The 15,284-nt window shown below is 74.9% G+C and carries 13 protein-coding genes and 1 pseudogene; 9 read left to right on the top strand and 5 right to left on the bottom strand.

Annotated features, from left to right (window positions below):
- On the bottom strand, positions 1–441 hold a 441-nt coding region (locus GQS09_RS21010; protein ID WP_207958089.1), incomplete at its 3' end, for a hypothetical protein.
- A gap of 198 nt (positions 442–639) precedes the next feature.
- On the opposite strand from GQS09_RS21010, the gene GQS09_RS21005 reads away from it, so the two are divergent.
- On the top strand, positions 640–1,623 hold the full coding sequence (locus tag GQS09_RS21005; protein ID WP_399552572.1) for an aldo/keto reductase: 984 nt from the start codon (positions 640–642) through the stop codon (positions 1,621–1,623).
- A gap of 126 nt (positions 1,624–1,749) precedes the next feature.
- Here the strand turns inward: GQS09_RS21005 and GQS09_RS21000 are convergent, their stop codons facing one another.
- Positions 1,750–2,724, bottom strand: coding sequence for a TIGR03557 family F420-dependent LLM class oxidoreductase (locus GQS09_RS21000; protein ID WP_165988613.1), 975 nt, complete (start codon positions 2,722–2,724; stop codon positions 1,750–1,752).
- A 237-nt stretch (positions 2,725–2,961) separates the two neighbouring features.
- On the opposite strand from GQS09_RS21000, the gene GQS09_RS20995 reads away from it, so the two are divergent.
- On the top strand, positions 2,962–5,754 hold the full coding sequence (locus tag GQS09_RS20995) for an AMP-binding protein (protein WP_165988611.1): 2,793 nt from the start codon (positions 2,962–2,964) through the stop codon (positions 5,752–5,754).
- Here GQS09_RS20995 and GQS09_RS20990 read toward each other — a convergent pair.
- Positions 5,660–6,412: a VOC family protein gene (locus GQS09_RS20990; protein WP_313896247.1), complete on the bottom strand. Its 753-nt coding sequence runs from the start codon at positions 6,410–6,412 to the stop codon at positions 5,660–5,662. The two genes, GQS09_RS20995 and GQS09_RS20990, sit on opposite strands and share 95 nt — an antisense overlap.
- Before the next feature lie 190 nt (positions 6,413–6,602).
- Between GQS09_RS20990 and GQS09_RS20985 the strand changes: the two genes are divergently transcribed.
- Positions 6,603–7,187 carry an NUDIX domain-containing protein gene (locus GQS09_RS20985; RefSeq protein WP_165988609.1) on the top strand — a complete coding sequence of 195 codons (585 nt, stop codon included), beginning with the start codon at positions 6,603–6,605 and terminating at the stop codon, positions 7,185–7,187.
- Positions 7,188–7,373: 186 nt separating this feature from the next.
- Here the strand turns inward: GQS09_RS20985 and GQS09_RS20980 are convergent.
- Together GQS09_RS20980 and GQS09_RS20975 are read right to left on the bottom strand one after the other, a co-directional pair.
- Positions 7,374–8,836, bottom strand: a pseudogene (locus tag GQS09_RS20980) (aldehyde dehydrogenase family protein).
- A 124-nt stretch (positions 8,837–8,960) separates the two neighbouring features.
- Positions 8,961–9,611 carry a TetR/AcrR family transcriptional regulator gene (locus GQS09_RS20975; RefSeq protein WP_165988606.1) on the bottom strand — a complete coding sequence of 217 codons (651 nt, stop codon included), beginning with the start codon at positions 9,609–9,611 and terminating at the stop codon, positions 8,961–8,963.
- 205 nt (positions 9,612–9,816) lie between these two features.
- Here GQS09_RS20975 and GQS09_RS20970 point away from each other — a divergent pair, with 205 nt between their 5' ends.
- The 6 genes from GQS09_RS20970 to GQS09_RS20945 all read left to right on the top strand — a co-directional run bounded on the left by GQS09_RS20970 (position 9,817) and on the right by GQS09_RS20945 (position 15,275).
- Positions 9,817–10,980 (top strand): acyl-CoA dehydrogenase family protein, encoded by a 1,164-nt coding sequence (locus GQS09_RS20970; protein WP_165988604.1) that lies wholly within the window; start codon positions 9,817–9,819, stop codon positions 10,978–10,980.
- Between the two features lie 51 nt (positions 10,981–11,031).
- On the top strand, positions 11,032–12,219 hold the full coding sequence (locus GQS09_RS20965) for an acetyl-CoA C-acyltransferase (RefSeq protein ID WP_165988603.1): 1,188 nt from the start codon (positions 11,032–11,034) through the stop codon (positions 12,217–12,219).
- 109 nt (positions 12,220–12,328) lie between these two features.
- Complete coding sequence (gene fabG, locus GQS09_RS20960; protein WP_165988601.1) at positions 12,329–13,087, top strand: 3-oxoacyl-ACP reductase FabG; 759 nt, start codon at positions 12,329–12,331, stop codon at positions 13,085–13,087.
- Positions 13,088–13,238: 151 nt separating this feature from the next.
- Entirely contained in the window at positions 13,239–13,910 is a 672-nt protein-coding gene (locus tag GQS09_RS20955; protein WP_165988599.1) for an AAA family ATPase, read from the top strand.
- 110 nt (positions 13,911–14,020) lie between these two features.
- Positions 14,021–14,926 carry a helix-turn-helix transcriptional regulator gene (locus GQS09_RS20950; RefSeq protein ID WP_165988597.1) on the top strand — a complete coding sequence of 302 codons (906 nt, stop codon included), beginning with the start codon at positions 14,021–14,023 and terminating at the stop codon, positions 14,924–14,926.
- 76 nt (positions 14,927–15,002) lie between these two features.
- Positions 15,003–15,275 (top strand): DUF397 domain-containing protein, encoded by a 273-nt coding sequence (locus GQS09_RS20945; RefSeq protein ID WP_165988595.1) that lies wholly within the window; start codon positions 15,003–15,005, stop codon positions 15,273–15,275.
- Positions 15,276–15,284: the final 9 nt, after the last annotated feature.

Here is a 15,284-nt window from a genome sequence, read left to right as displayed (position 1 = left end):
GCCCTCCGGGCCGCCCCGGCCGGCCGCGCGCAGCGCGTCGTGGCCGGCGACGGCCGGCGGCAGGGCGAGCAGCAGCAGCCCGGCGTCCACGGCGATGCCCGGCGCCGTGTGCGGGAACATCAGCAGCAGCAACGGGAGCGAGACCCCGGCGGCCAGGGCGGCCAGCGGCGCCCAGCGCCGGTTGCCCAGCGCCAGCAGCACCCCCGCCCCGATGAAGGACCCGCCGGTCCACAGCCAGAGACCGCCGGCCGCGAACCCGGCCACCGAGCCGGCCGCCGGCACCGCGTCCGCGTACTCCAGCCGGCCCGGCTCCGCCAGCTCCCACAGCAGCACGGTGCCCAGCAGATGGATCAGCCCGTGCCCGGCGAGCACCAGCCCGCCCACCGCCGCCACGGCCCGCCGACCCGGCAGGGCCGGTCCCGCAAGATGACTCTGTGCCACGGAAGTACCTCCTTGCCCGTAAGGACCGGGTACCCGGAAGGGGAGGGTCACCGGCCTTCCGTCCGTCACGGGCGTGGCAGCATCCGGCACCCCGTCCCCAGGGCCGGGCGGCCCCCGGTACTGCCGCGGCCTGCCCGTACCGCCCCGGCCGGGCGGGTGCTCCGGGTGTGCCGGGCGGTGCCTGAGAGAATGCCGGGCATGGAACAGCGAGCAATCAGCAGGGCGGGACGGAAGGTGTCGGTCGTCGGCCTCGGCACCTGGCAGCTCGGCGCCGACTGGGGCGAGGTCTCCGAACGGGACGCCATGGCGGTGCTCGACGCCGCCGCCGAGAGCGGCGTGACCTTCTTCGACACCGCCGACGTCTACGGCGACGGCCGCAGCGAGCAGCTGATCGCCGCCTATCTGCGGAACCGGCCGGATGCCGGGATCATGGTCGCCACCAAGATGGGCCGGCGGGCCGAGCAGGTCCCGGAGAACTACGTCCTGGACAACTTCCGCGCCTGGACGGACCGTTCGCGGGAGAACCTCGGCACGGACACCCTGGACCTGGTGCAGCTGCACTGCCCGCCCACCCCGGTGTTCTCCTCCGGCGAGGTCTACGACGCCCTCGACACGCTGGTCGACGAGGAGCGCATCGCCGCCTACGGGGTCAGCGTGGAGACGTGCGACGAGGCCCTGGCCGCCATCGCCCGCCCGGGCACGGCCAGCGTGCAGATCATCCTCAACCCGTTCCGGCTCAAGCCGCTGGAGCGGGTGCTGCCCGCCGCCCGGGAGGCCGGAGTGGCGATCATCGCCCGGGTGCCGCTCGCCTCGGGCCTGCTCTCCGGCCGGTACAGCACCGACACCCGGTTCGCCCCGGACGACCACCGCAGCTACAACCGGCACGGCGAGGCCTTCGACCAGGGCGAGACCTTCTCCGGCGTGGACTTCGCCATCGGCGTCGAGGCGGCCCGGGAGTTCGCCCGGTTCGCCCCGGAAGGCGCTTCGTCCGCGCAGACCGCGCTGCGCTGGATCATCCAGCAGCCCGGCGTCACCACCGTGATCCCGGGCGCGCGTTCGCCCGAGCAGGCCCGCGCCAATGCCGCGGCCGCCACGCTGCCGCCGCTGCCGGAGGCCACCCTGGAGGCCGTGCGCGAGCTGTACGACCGGCTCATCCGCGCCCAGGTCCACCACCGCTGGTGACGCGGCGGCGCCCCGGCCGGGACGGGTCCGGTGACCCGTCCCGGCCGGGGCGCGATGCGCGGTCCCCGCGATGCGCGGTCCCCGCGGCGGGCGGTCCCCGCGGCGGGCGGTCCCGCGGTGCCCGGCTCAGCCGGCCGGCGTGATGGCCCGCAGCCGGGGCTGGAGTTCCCGCTCGAAGAACTCGAAGAAGCCGTCCGGGTCCGGCCCGGCGTTCATCAGCGCCAGCCGGTCGAACCCGGCCTCCGCGTAGGGCAGCACCGCGGCCAGGTGCCGTTCCGGGTCCGGGCCGCAGGCGAACGCCTTGCGCACGTCGTCCTCCCGCACGGTCGCGGACGCGGCCTCGAAGTTCACCGGGTTGGGCAGCTCGCTCATCACCTTCCAGCCCAGCACCGACCAGCGGGAGGTCTCCCAGGCCGCCTTGACCGCCGCCGCCTCGTCCGGTGCCCAGGCCAGCGCCACCTCGGCGTAGCGGGGCCCGCCGCCCCCGGCCCGGCGGTACTCGGCCACCAGGTCGGCGCGCGGCTGGGTGGCGAACAGCCCGCCGCCGATCTCCGCGGCCAGCCGGGCCGCCCGCTTCCCGCCCGCGGCCACCGCGATCGGCGGCGGCTGGTCCGGCAGGTCGAACACCCGGGCGTCGTGCAGCCGAAGATGCCTGCCCCGGTAGGAGCGGTATCCGCCCTGCCACAGCAACTGGATGATCTCCAGGGCCTCCCGCAGCCGCTCGTGCCGCTCGGCGGCCGTGTCGGGGAAGGACGGGCTGCCCACCACGTGCTCGTTGAGCCGCTCGCCGGAGCCCACGCCCAGGGTGAACCGGCCGTCGGAGACCAGGGCCAGGGTGGCCGCGGCCTGGGCGACGATCGCCGGGTGGTAGCGGACGGTGGGGCAGGTCACGCCGGTCGCCAGGCCCAGCCGCTCGGTACGGGCGGCGACCGCGCCCAGCACCGTCCACACGAACGACGAGTGCCCCTGCACATCCAGCCAGGGGTGGTAGTGGTCGCTCATCTCCACGAAGTCGAAACCGGCCTGCTCGGCGCGGACCGCCTGCCGGATGATCTCCTTGGGGCCGAACCCCTCGGCCATCAGCTTGTAACCGATCTGCATGCGCTGCTCACTCCCGTCCGGGCACCTGAAGAGTTCCCGCACCGTGCCAGCCCCCGCGCGCGCCGCCCGGCAGACAGGCCGCCGGGGCAAGGGACTTCCCCCGTCCGGCCGAGGGGGCGGCCGCGACCGGGAAGGGGAGGCGTCCGGCGGCCGCCCGGGGCTTCGGCTTGATATCACTTCGGCCGCGGCACCGCCCGACGCCTTATGGGTTAGGTAAGGCTTGCCTATGATGCCCGGGTGACACCGCTCCACCCCGGTCTGCTGCCCGGTACCGCCTCCGTTCCCTTCGCCCGAGACCTGGCCTGCCACGGTGACCGCACCGCCCTCGTCACCGGCGACGGCCGGACCCTCTCCTACCGGCAGCTCGCCGCCCGGGTGGAGGCCGTCGCCCGCCGGCTCGGCCCGCAGCGCCGGCTGCTGCTCCTGCCGGGCGCCAACGACCCCGGGGCGCTGACCGTGTACCTGGCCGCGCTGGCCGCCGGACATCCCGTGCTGCTGGTGCCCGGCGGGACCTCCGGCGCGGTCCGGGCCCTGGCCGACGCCTACGATCCCGACATCGTGGTCCACCCGCCCGCGGCGGGCGGCGACGGCGCGTGGGAGATCGAGGAACTCCGCCCGGTCTCCGCGCACAGCCTGCACCCCGAACTGGCGCTGCTGCTGAGCACCTCGGGCACCACCGGCTCGCCCAAGCTGGTCCGGCTCTCCCGGGAGAACCTCCAGTCCAATGCCGAGGCCATCGCCGGCTACCTGGGCATCCGCGACACCGACCGGGCCGCCACCACCCTGCCCATGCACTACTGCTACGGCCTGTCGGTCCTCCACAGCCATCTGCTGCGCGGCGCGGCACTGGTGCTCACCTCGCTCTCGGTCGCCGACCGCTGCTTCTGGGACCTGTGCCGCGAGCAGCGCGTCACCACCTTCGCCGGGGTGCCCTACACCTTCGAACTGCTGGACCGGGCCGGCTTTCCCGGCATGGAACTCCCGCACCTGCGGTATCTGACCCAGGCCGGCGGCCGGATGGCCCCGGAGCGGGTCGCCGCCTACGCGGACCTCGGCCGCCGCCGGGGCTGGGACCTGTACGTGATGTACGGGCAGACCGAGGCCACCGCCCGGATGGCCTACCTGCCCCCGGATCTTGCCGCAGAGCACCCGGAGACCATCGGCATTCCGGTCCCGGGGGGCAGCTTCCGGATCGAGCCGGTGGCGGGGGAGGAGCCGGGAACCGGCGAGCTGGTCTTCTCCGGGCCCAATGTGATGCTGGGCTACGCCGAACGCCCGGCCGATCTGGCGCTGGGCCGCACCGTGCACGAGCTGCGCACCGGTGATCTGGCCCGCCGCACGGCCGACGGCCTCTACCAGGTGGTCGGGCGCCGTGCCCGGTTCGCCAAGATCTTCGGCCTGCGGATCGATCCCGGGCGGATCGAGACCGCCCTCGCCGCCCGGGGCATCACCGCCCACTGCACCGGCACCGAGGACGCCCTGGTGGTGGCGGTGACCACGGACACCGGCACCGGCACCGATACCGGGGCCGCACCGGACACCGATCGGATCCGCCGGCTGGCGGCGGCCGAGGCCGGGCTGCCCGCCCGGGTGGTCCGGGTGCTGGCACTGCCCGGGATACCCCGGCTGGCCAGCGGCAAGCCCGACTACCGGGCTCTGGCCGCGCTCGCCGCCGGGCCCGAGTCCCCGGCCGCCGCCCCGTCCGGCACCGCCCCGTCCGGCACCGCCGGGGAGCTGTGCCGCCAGTACGCGCTGATGCTCGACCGGCCGGACGTCACCGAGAACGACAGCTTCATCGGCCTGGGCGGCGACTCGCTCAGCTACGTGGAGATGTCACTGCGGCTGGAGGCCGTGCTGGGCAGGCTGCCCGCCGACTGGCACACCCTCCCCATCCGCGACCTCGCCCGGCCGCCCGCGGGCCCGGACACCGCCTCCGACGGCGCCGGGGGACCGGCCGGCGCCGGGTCCCCGGCCGGCTCCGCCCGGCCCGGCCGCCGCAGACCCCGCCTGCACACCATGGAGACCGGGGTGCTGCTGCGGGCGGCGGCGATCGTGCTCATCGTCGGTTCGCACATCCCGGTCTTCTTTCTCCAGGGCGGCGCCCATGTGCTGCTCGGCGTCGCCGGGTACAACTTCGCCCGCTTCCACCTCACCGCCGCCCCGCGCCGGGAACGCCTGCGCCACGCCCGGCGCTCCATCGCCCGCATCGCCCTGCCCAGCATGGCCTGGATCGGCGGGGTCGTGCTGGTCACCGGCGCCTACGACCCGTTCAACGCCCTGCTGCTGAACAGCGCCTTCGGCTCCATGGAGCTGCGCACCCGGTGGCACTACTGGTTCGTCGAGACCCTGGTCTACTTCCTGGTCGCGATCGTCCTGCTGCTGGCCGTGCCGCTGCTGGACCGCTGGGAACGGCGTTTCCCGCTGGCCTTCCCGCTCGCCCTCGTCGCCCTCGGCCTGATCACCCGCTTCGACCTGCCCGGCCTGCGCCTGGAGGCGCCCCACCTGCGGCCGGTGGTGGTGTTCTGGCTGTTCGCCCTCGGCTGGGCGGCGGCCAGGGCGGTGACCGTACGGCAGCGGCTGCTGGTGAGCGCCGTGCCGCTGGCCACCGTCCCCGGCTTCTTCCCCGGCCAGACCGGACGGCAGCTCACGGTGATCGGCGGCCTGCTCCTGCTCATCTGGATCAGCCGGGTGCCGAGCCTGGGCCCCGTCAACCGGCTGGCCGGCCTGCTGGCCGGCAGCTCCCTGTACATCTATCTGACCCACTGGCAGGTCTTCCGGCTGCTCCAGGACGCGCCGGACGTGCTGGCCCTGGCCGCCTGCCTGGCCTTCGGCATCGGCTACGCCGCACTGGTCACCCGGGTGATGCGCCGCCTGCCCCGGCTGCGGCGCGCACTGCGGCGGGCGCCGCGGCGGCGCGGGACCCCGGGCGCCGGCGTCATCCCTGCTGGTCGGCGATCACATGGAACAGACCGCCCTCCGGATCACGGATGCCCGCGGCCCGGCCGAACGGAGTGTCCTGCGGCGCGGTGACCACCGTGCCATGCGCCTTCTCCGCCCGCAGCGCCGCCTCGTCCACGTCGCCGACCGAGAAGTAGACGTGCCACTGCGGGCGCAGGTGCTGGTCCGGCGCCGCCTGCACGCCGCCGCCGTACAGCCCGGCCACCGCCCGCCCGGCGATCCACAGCACCACCCGGTCGTGCTGGTAGCGCACGTCAAGCTGCTCCGGCCCCTGCGCCTCCCAGTCGAAGACCCCGCCGTAGAACAGGGCCGCGGCGAACGGATCCCGGGTGCGCAGCTCCAGCCAGGTGCAGGTGCCCTGGCCGCGCCGCTCGTACCACTCCGGGTTCACCGGCCCTTCCCAGGCCACGAAGGACGCCCCGCCGGGATCGGCCGCCCAGACGGCCCGGCCGTCGCCGAAGTCGATCGGGCCCACCGCCACCGTGGCGCCCCGCTCCCGGATGCGGGAGGCCACCACGTCCACGCTGTGGGCCACGAAGTGGGCCGTCCAGACGGACGGCAGTCCCTTGGTCTCGGTGGTGGTGCCCAGACCCGCCACCTGGGCACCGTTGAACGCCCGGGCCACGGAGTACCCGCTGCCCGCCCCGTCCAGGGCGGGCTCGTACTCCCAGCCCAGCACGCTCGCGTAGAAATCCTGGATGCCCCGCAGGTCGTGTGCTGTCAGGCTCACCCAACAGGGCGCTCCCTGCAGCCCACGCGCTGTCACCGTCAACGCCGTCACCTCTCCCGAGCGCTTCTCGCTCTCCTACACACCCTCCGCCCGATCCCGCCGGGCCGCCACCGTGGACAACGAGTCACCCGCCCGAACGATGCTCCCCGATTCGGTCACCCGTTCCGGAGCGGCCGGGTACCCTCCGGGAATGCCCTCCGCCGACACCACTCCCACGGGCCCCGCGGTCCCCGCGGCCCCCGCGGTCCCCAGTACCCCGGCCGCCGCCCGCGATGCCCACTGCGGCTGGTGCGGGGGTGCCTTCCCGCCGGACGCGGGCTGGCCGCGGCGGTGCACGCGCTGCGGCCGGACCACCTACCGCAATCCGCTGCCGGTGGCCGTCGCCCTGGTGCCGGTGCGCACCGCCGGGGGCGTCCCGCCCGGGCTGGTCGTGGTGCGCCGCACGGCGGGCGACCGGACCGGCGGGCTGGCCCTGCCCGGCGGCTTCATCGACCACGGCGAGGACTGGCGGCAGGCCGTGGTGCGCGAGCTGGCCGAGGAGACCGGCATCCCGGCCGGGGCGGACGAGGTCCGGCTGGCCGACGTGCTCAGCTCCCCGGACGGGCATCTGCTGGTCTTCGGCCTGCTGCCGGAGCGGGACGCCGGACGGCTGCCGCCGTCCCGTCCCACCGACGAGACCGACGGCTGGCGCATCCTCCCGGCCCCGGGCGGCCCCCTCACCTTCCCGCTGCACACCGAGGCGGCCGCGAACTGGTTCGCCGGCCGCTACCCCTGATCCCGCCCGGCCGCCCGCCCTCCGCCGGCCGCGGTCCCGGCACCCCGGTACGGCCGTCCGCCCGCGGCAGCGGCGTCCCGGTCCCGGTGCCGCGGGGCGGGGGTCGCTTCCGGCCGTGCGGCGGCCGGGCCGGCTTCAAGGGCTCCGGACGCGGACGGCGCCGGGCCCGGCCGGAGGCCCCGGCGCTCAGAACTGGAGGGACTTGGGCTGGGTGAATTCCTCGATGCCGTACCTGCCCAGTTCGCGGCCGACGCCGGACTGCTTGTAGCCGCCGAACGGGGCCGCCGGGTTGAAGGCGCCGCCGTTGATGTCGACCTGGCCGGTCTCCATCCGGCGGGCGAAGGCCACCGCGGTCTCCCGGTCGGCGGCCCAGACCGCACCGGCCAGCCCGTAGGAGGTGCTGTTGGCGATGCCCAGGGCGTGCTCCTCGTCGCGGAACGGCATGATGGCNCGATGCCCAGGGCGTGCTCCTCGTCGCGGAACGGCATGATGGCCAGCACCGGCCCGAAGATCTCCTCCTGGGCGATGGTCATGTCGGGCTTGACGTCCGCGAAGACGGTGGCCTGCACGTAGTGGCCCTTCGCCACGCCCCTGGGGGCCTCGGGGCCGCCGGCCACCAGCCGGGCGCCCTCCTTGATCCCGATCTCGATGTAGCGGCGCACGTCGTCGCGCTGCGCGGCGCTGACCATCGGCCCCAGCCGGGTGGCCGGGTCGGCAGGGTCGCCGGGCACGTACTTGGCGGCCACCTGCGCGGCCAGTTCCACGGCCTGCTCGTAGTCGGCCTCGCCGACCAGCATCCGGGTCCAGGCGCTGCACGTCTGGCCGCCGTTGAGGAAGGCGTTGTTGACGCCGCGGGTCACGGCCGCGGTGAGATCGGCTCCGGGCAGGATGACGTTGGCGGACTTGCCGCCCAGCTCCAGGGAGACCCGCTTGATGCCGGAGCCGGCGGCGGCCCCGACCCGGCGGCCCACGGCCGTGGAACCGGTGAAGGAGACCATGTCCACGCGCGGGTGCTCGGCGATCGCCGCACCCACCACCGGGCCCGGCCCGGTCACCAGATTGAACGTTCCTGCCGGGAAGCCCGCCGCGTCCACGATCTCCGCGAACAGCCGCGCCACCAGCGGGGTTTCGTCGGCCGGCTTGAGCACCACGGAGCAGCCGGCGGCCAGCGCGGGCACCACTTTGGCGACGATCTGGTGCAGCGGGTAGTTCCACGGGGTGATGGCCCCGACCACGCCGGCCGGCTCGGCGTACACCACCGAGTTGCCGATCTTCTCCTCGAAGGGGTGGTCGGCCAGCACCGTGAGCACCGCTTCGGTGACCGCGATCGGGGTGCCGGCGTGCACCGCTTCGGAGATCCGGACGGGTGAGCCGAGTTCGGCGGTGACCGTGCGGGCGATCTCCTCCTTGCGGGCCACCAGGCCGTCCCGCACCCGGGTGAGCCGGCTCAGCCGCTCCTCACGGGTGCTGGTGCCCCAGCGGGCCGCCGCCTCGCAGGCCGCGGCGACCGCCGCGTCGACGTCCGCCGCGGTGCCGCGCGGCACGGTGGCGATGACCTCCTCGGTGGCCGGATTGACCACCTCGGTGACGTCCGTGCCCGCGGAGGGCCGCCACGCTCCGCCGACGTACTGTCCTTCGTGAGCCTGCATGGGTGGTCGCTCCCTGGTCGTGGTCGTCCCGCCGTGACCGGCATTACCGGGCAGTACATTAACTAGCAGTGATAGTTAAGGCCCGGCGGCCCGCCCGGGGCAAGGGGTCGGAGTGTGAGCGGGGTCACCCCTCGGTGCCGCCTGCCGCCCGGCCCACCCGGGCGTACTGGATCGCCAGGCCGTCGAGCAGCGCCTCCAGGCCGGTCTCGAAGGCACCCTCGTCGATCTCCTCGCGGTGCCGGGCCAGCAGGTGGGCCTGGTCCAGATGGGGATAGGCCCCGGCGTAGACCCCGGCGTCGGCCGGGAAGCCGGAGGTGAAGGAACCCAGCGCCGAACCGGTGACGAAGTACCGCATCAGTGCGCCGATCCGGGTCGCGTGCGCCCGCGGCCAGCCGGCCTCCACCAGCCCGCCGAAGACCGCGTCGGCCAGGCGCAGGGCGCCCGGCCGCCGGCCGGGGCCGCGCGCCAGCACCGGTACCAGGTGCGGGTGGGCGGCCAGTGCGGCCCGGTAGGAGCGGGCCCAGTCGCGCAGCGCGTCCCGCCAGCCGAGCCGCCCGAACATCGACACGTCGACCTGGGTCAGCACGCTGTCCGCGACCGCGTCCACCAGTTCGTCCATGGTGCGGAAGTGGTTGTACAGCGAGGGGCCGCTGACGCCCAGTTCGGCGGCCAGCCGGCGGGTGGAGAGCGCCGGCAGCTCCTCGGCGTCCACGATCCGCAGTGCCGCCTCGACGATGCGCTCGCGGCTGAGCAGGGGGCTGCGCGGCCGGCCCATGCCCACCTCACCTCCGCACGCGGTCCGTCCTGCCTGGTGCGGAGGCTACACGGCCGCCGCGGGGCCGGGCCAGCCCGGACGGCGGTCCGGCGCGGGGGAGTGGGCCTTCCCAGCGCCGCGGGCGCCGTGTAAGGTCCGGAGCCGGAAAACTTGCACTGCTAGTTTAGGTGGCCCGCCACCGTTCGGCCTTCCGGAGGGGCCTGGCATGAATCTGGAGCTCACCGAGGAGCAGGCCGCCGTCCGCCGGCTGGCCGCCGACTTCACCGACCGCGAGATCGCGCCGCACGCCGCCGCATGGGACCGCGCCGAGTCCGTCGACCGGGCGGTGGTGGGCCGGCTGGGCGAGCTCGGCTTCCTGGGACTGACCCTGCCCGAGGAGTACGGCGGCTCGGGCGGCGACCACCTGGCCTACTGCCTGGTGCTGGAGGAACTCGGCCGCGGCGACTCCGCGGTGCGCGGCATCGTCTCGGTCTCCCTCGGCCTGGTCGCCAAGTCGGTCCACGCCCACGGCAGCGAGGAACAGAAGCGGGAGTGGCTGCCCCGGCTCTGCTCCGGCGAGGCCCTCGGCTGCTTCGCCCTCACCGAACCGGGCACCGGCTCGGATGCCGCCGGCCTCACCACCAAAGCGGTGCGCGACGGCGGTGACTGGCTGATCAGCGGCGCCAAGATGTTCATCACCAACGGCACCTGGGCGGACGTGGCCCTGGTCTTCGCCCGCACCGGCGGCAGCGACCCGGAACGGGCCGGACACCGCGGCATCACCGCCTTCCTGGTGCCCGCCGGCACCCCCGGGCTGGAGCGCCGCACCGTGCACGGCAAGCTCGGGCTGCGCGGCCAGCCCACCGCCGAACTCGTCTTCGACCAGGTGCGGGTGCCGGAGAGCGCCCGCCTGGGCGAGGAGGGCAAGGGCTTCACGGTGGCCATGTCCGCCCTGGCCAAGGGCAGGATGTCGGTGGCGGCCGGCTGCGTGGGCATCGCCCGCGGCTGCCTGGAGGCCGCGGTCGGGTACGCCGGGCAGCGGCAGCAGTTCGGCGTGCCGATCGCCTCGCACCAGCTCGTGCAGGAACTCCTCAGCGACATCCGGGTGGACACCGACGCCGCCCGCCTGCTGACCTGGCGGGTCGCCGATCTGATCGACCGCGGGCAGCCGTTCGCCACCGAGTCCTCCATCGCCAAGCTGTACGCGAGCGAGGCCGCGGTGCGCGCCGCCAACAACGCGCTCCAGGTGTTCGGCGGATACGGCTACATCGACGAGTACCCGGTCGGCAAATATCTGCGCGATGCCCGGGTGATGACCCTCTACGAGGGCACCAGCCAGATCCACAAGCTGCTCATCGGGCGCGCGCTGACCGGCGTCAACGCCTTCTGAGCCGCCGCCCGAACCGTCCGCGTACCCGCCGAACCGCCGAGGAGCCCCGCGATGCGTCCCGTGTACTTCGCCGCCGCCCGCCGCACCCCCATCGGGCGGCTGCGCGGCGCCCTGTCCGCCGTCCGCCCCGACGACCTGGCCGCCACCGTGATCCGCGGCCTGCTGGCCGACATCCCCGCACTCGACCCGGCCCGGATCGACGACGTCTACTGGGGCGCGGCCAACCAGGCCGGCGAGGACAACCGCAATGTGGCCCGGATGGCCGTGCTGCTGGCCGGACTGCCGGAGAGCGTGCCCGGCGCCACCGTCAACCGGCTCTGCGCCTCCGGGCTGGAGGCGGTCACCACCGCGGCCCGCGCCATCGCCTCCGGCGAGGCCGACATCGTGCTGGCCGGCGGCTCGGAGTCGATGAGCCGGGCACCCTTCGTGCTGCCCCGCCCGGACGACGCCCTGCCGCACTCCCTGCCCACCGCCGACACCCGGCTCGGCTGGCGGCTGGTCAACCCGCGGATGAAGGAACTGCACCAGGTGCTCTCCATGGGGGAGACCGCCGAGGAGGTGGCACGGCGGCACGCCATCAGCCGCGAGGACCAGGACGCCTTCGCGCTGCGCAGCCACCGGCGGGCCGCCGCCGCCCGCAAGGACGGCCGGTTCGACGCCGAACTGCTGCCCGTCACCCGGCCGGACGGGGTGACGGTCACCGCGGACGAGGGCATCCGGGAGGACACCGGCGCCGAGCGGCTGGCCGCCCTCAAGCCGGTGTTCCGCAAGGACGGCACGGTCACCGCGGGCAACTCCTCGCCGATGAACGACGGCGCCGCCGGGCTGCTGCTGCTCAGCGAGGAGGCCGTGCGCGAGCTGGACGTCCAGCCGCTGGGCCGGTACGCGGCCGGGGCCAGCGCGGGCGTGCATCCGGACGTGATGGGCCTGGGCCCGGTCCCGGCGACCCGGCGGGTGCTGGCCCGGCTGGGCCGCGACATCTCCTCGGTGCAGGAGGCGGAGTTCAACGAGGCCTTCGCCGCCCAGGCGCTGGCCTGTGTGCGGGAGCTGGGGATCGATCCGGAGCTGGTCAACCCGGACGGCGGTGCCATCGCCCTCGGGCATCCGCTGGGCTGCTCCGGGGCCCGCATCCTGACCACCCTGCTGCACCGGATGCGGCGGACCGGCGCCCGCCGCGGCCTGGCCACCATGTGCGTCGGCGTCGGCCAGGGCACCGCGGTGCTCGTCGACCGCGACTGATCCGCCGGGTACCGCGTGCCGGACGGCGCCGGCGGCCGGCGGGACCGGGAGACCGGCGGGACCGGCGAGAGCCGGCGACAACGCAGCCAAGGAAGCGAAGGAGCAGTTCATGAGCAGATTCAGCGGCCGTATCGCGGTGGTCACCGGCGCCGCGCAGGGCATCGGCGCGGCCACCGCCGCCCGGCTGGCCGAGGAGGGCGCGGCCGTCGCCGTCCTCGACCTGACCGCCGAGCGGGCCCGGGCCACCGCGGAGGCCATCACCGCCAAGGGCGGCACCGCCCGCGCCTACGCCTGCGACGTCGCCGACCAGCAGGCGGTGGACGGCGTCTTCGCGGCCGTCGCCGAGGACCTCGGCGGCCCGCACATCCTGGTCAACAATGCCGGCATCACCCGGGACAACCTGTTCTTCAGGATGTCCCGCGAGGACTGGGACACCGTGCTGAACGTCAACCTCACCAGCGTCTTCAACTGCAGCCAGGCCGCACAGACGTACATGGTGGAGCAGCGCTACGGAAAGATCGTCTCGCTCTCCAGCCGCTCCGCGCTGGGCAACCGCGGCCAGGCCAACTACGCCGCCGCCAAGGCCGGCATCCAGGGCTTCACCGCCACCCTGGCCATCGAACTGGGGCCGTTCGGCATCAACGTCAACGCCGTCGCCCCCGGCTACATCGCCACCTCCATGACCGCCGCCACCGCCGAGCGGGTCGGCGCCTCCCCGGAGGAGCACCAGCGGCTGGCCGCCGAGCGCACCCCCCTGCGCCGGGTCGGCCGCCCGGAGGAGATCGCCTCCGTGGTCGCCTTTCTGGCCAGCGACGACGCCTCCTACGTGAGCGGCCAGACGGTTTACGTCAACGGGGGCGCCCGCTGACGGTAAGATCGCGCGACGGACCCGGGGGCGGCACGCCGGCCCCGGGATTTCCGTGCGCCCGGCCCGTATCCGGCAGTCGGCAATACACCGCCGGGTCACTGGACATAACTCAGGGGGGAGGAGGGTCGCGGCGACGCCTCCCGCCAGAGCAATGACGCACATCGAGCGGTATCCGGAGCTGGTGACCCGCATGACCGTTTCCGGCATCCGCCCCGGCCCGGAGGTGCAGGACCTGCGCGGCGCTCTGCCCGGCCCCGGGCCGGTACTGCACTGGCCGGCCGGCCACCGGGTGATCGTCTCCGGCCTGCCCGGCAGCGGCAAGTCCACCCTGATGGCCCGGATCACCGCCGAGTCCGGCGGCCGGGTGCTGCGGATCGACTCCCAGGACACCCGGGACCGCTGGGCGCGCCGGCTGCCCGGCTGGCTGCCCTACGCGCTCTACCGGCCGGGCGTGCGGCTCGCCCACTACGCACGGGTGCGCCGGGCCCTGCGCGGTTCCTGCGCCGTGGTGGTGCACGACTGCGGCCGCTCGCCGTGGGTGCGGCGCTGGCTGGCCCGGGACTGCCGGCGGCGCGGGACGGGCCTGCACCTGGTGGTGCTCGACGTGGATCCGGCGGTGGCGCTGGCCGGGCAGTCGGCCCGCGGCCGGCGGGTGTCCCGGGCCGCCTTCCGGGGACACCGGCGGGCCATGACGCGGCTGCTGACCGAGCTGGAGGCCGGCCGGCCACCGGCCGGCTGCGCCTCGGTGACCCTGCTGGATGCAGCGGCGGCACGTGCCGTGACCGGCCGGTTCCGCACCGTGGAGGAACCGCGGGCGGGATGAGCCCCCCATACCGGAGTTGTTGCGGATTGAACAGTCCTGCTTTCCCGGCCCGGCGTGCCGGTGAGAGGGTTGACACCTCGTCAGCAGGCCCCCGGCGCAAAGGAGCGAGGATGGCTACCACCGAGATCACGGGTCCGTCGTCCGGAGCAGATGTCCAGGCCGCCCTGCGGGCCGGCCCCACGCTGCCGCGGCTGGTGCTCGGCGCCCGGCTGCGCCGGCTGCGGGAGGCGGGCCGGATATCCTGGGAGGCGGCCGGCGAGGTGATCCGGGCCTCGCACTCCAAGATCTGCCGCCTGGAGCTGGGCCGCACCGGTTTCAAGCTGCGCGACCTGGCCGACCTGCTGGACCTGTACGGGGTGACCGACGAGGCGGAGCGCGCGACCCTGCTGGAGCTGGCCGAGCAGGCCAACACGCCAGGCTGGTGGCAGTCCTACGCGGATGTGGTGCCGGACTGGCTGCACGGCTACCTGGGAGCGGAACAGGCGGCCTCGGTGATCCGCAGCTACGAGGTGCAGTTCGTGCCGGGGCTGCTCCAGACGGCCGACTATGCGCGGGCCGTGATCCGGCTGGGCCACGGCGACGCCCGGCCCCGGGAGATCGACCGCAGGGTGGAGCTGCGCATGAGACGCCAGCACATCCTGCGCGGCCGGCGGCCCGTGCGGCTCTGGGCGGTGATCGACGAGGCCGCGCTGCGGAGGCCGATCGGCGGCCCGGAAACCATGCGCGGCCAGCTTCGGCACCTGGCCGAGATCTCCCGGCTGCCCCATGTCACCGTGCAGGTGCTGCCGTTCTCGGCCGGAGGACACCCGGCGGCGGGCGGGCCGGTGACGCTGCTGCGGCTGCCGGGCGAGCGGCTGCCGGACGTGGTCTACCTGGAGCAGCTCACCACCGCGGTCTACCTGGACCGGCCGGCCGACACCCATCCCTACTGGGACGTGGTGAACCGGCTGGCGGTGGAGGCCGCCTGCCCGGAGGAGTCCCGGCAGATCATCGGCCGGATCACGGACGGCCTCTGACGGGGCACGGAAGCGCGCGGGAAGAAACACGGACAGGCTCGGCGAGGCACGGGAGAGGGACGGGAGGCACGGTGGCATGAGCGGGAGCGGGCGGCCGGCGGCACGGCTCGGGGCCGCGGTCTGGCGCAAGAGCGCGCGGAGCAATCCGAGCGGCAACTGCGTGGAGGTGGCGGTGCTGAGCGGGGTGCCGGCCGGGGCGCGCGCGGTGGCGGTGCGGGACTCCGCCCGCCCGGACGGCCCGGTACTGGTCTTCCGTCCGGCGGCGCTGGCGGCCCTGCTGCCGGAGTGCACCGCCGTCCGGGCCGTCCCCGGTGCGGGCGGCGGGTCCGGGCCGCCGCTGCCGCGGTAGCCGGAGCCC

It is taken from the genome of Streptomyces sp. YIM 98790, assembly GCF_011421595.1.
In the GTDB taxonomy this organism is placed as follows: Bacteria; Actinomycetota; Actinomycetes; order Streptomycetales; family Streptomycetaceae; genus Streptomyces.
Note: the sequence above shows the minus strand (reverse complement) of the source record. Positions and strands in the feature narration are given on the sequence as shown.

Coding starts and splice junctions, on each gene's coding strand:
- GQS09_RS21005 (WP_399552572.1), top strand. CDS start 640: ATGGAACAGCGAGCAATCAGCAGGGCGGGACGGAAGGTGTCGGTCGTC.
- GQS09_RS21000 (WP_165988613.1), bottom strand. CDS start 2,724: ATGCAGATCGGTTACAAGCTGATGGCCGAGGGGTTCGGCCCCAAGGAG.
- GQS09_RS20985 (WP_165988609.1), top strand. CDS start 6,603: ATGCCCTCCGCCGACACCACTCCCACGGGCCCCGCGGTCCCCGCGGCC.
- GQS09_RS20975 (WP_165988606.1), bottom strand. CDS start 9,611: ATGGGCCGGCCGCGCAGCCCCCTGCTCAGCCGCGAGCGCATCGTCGAG.
- GQS09_RS20970 (WP_165988604.1), top strand. CDS start 9,817: ATGAATCTGGAGCTCACCGAGGAGCAGGCCGCCGTCCGCCGGCTGGCC.
- GQS09_RS20965 (WP_165988603.1), top strand. CDS start 11,032: ATGCGTCCCGTGTACTTCGCCGCCGCCCGCCGCACCCCCATCGGGCGG.
- fabG (WP_165988601.1), top strand. CDS start 12,329: ATGAGCAGATTCAGCGGCCGTATCGCGGTGGTCACCGGCGCCGCGCAG.
- GQS09_RS20955 (WP_165988599.1), top strand. CDS start 13,239: ATGACGCACATCGAGCGGTATCCGGAGCTGGTGACCCGCATGACCGTT.
- GQS09_RS20950 (WP_165988597.1), top strand. CDS start 14,021: ATGGCTACCACCGAGATCACGGGTCCGTCGTCCGGAGCAGATGTCCAG.
- GQS09_RS20945 (WP_165988595.1), top strand. CDS start 15,003: ATGAGCGGGAGCGGGCGGCCGGCGGCACGGCTCGGGGCCGCGGTCTGG.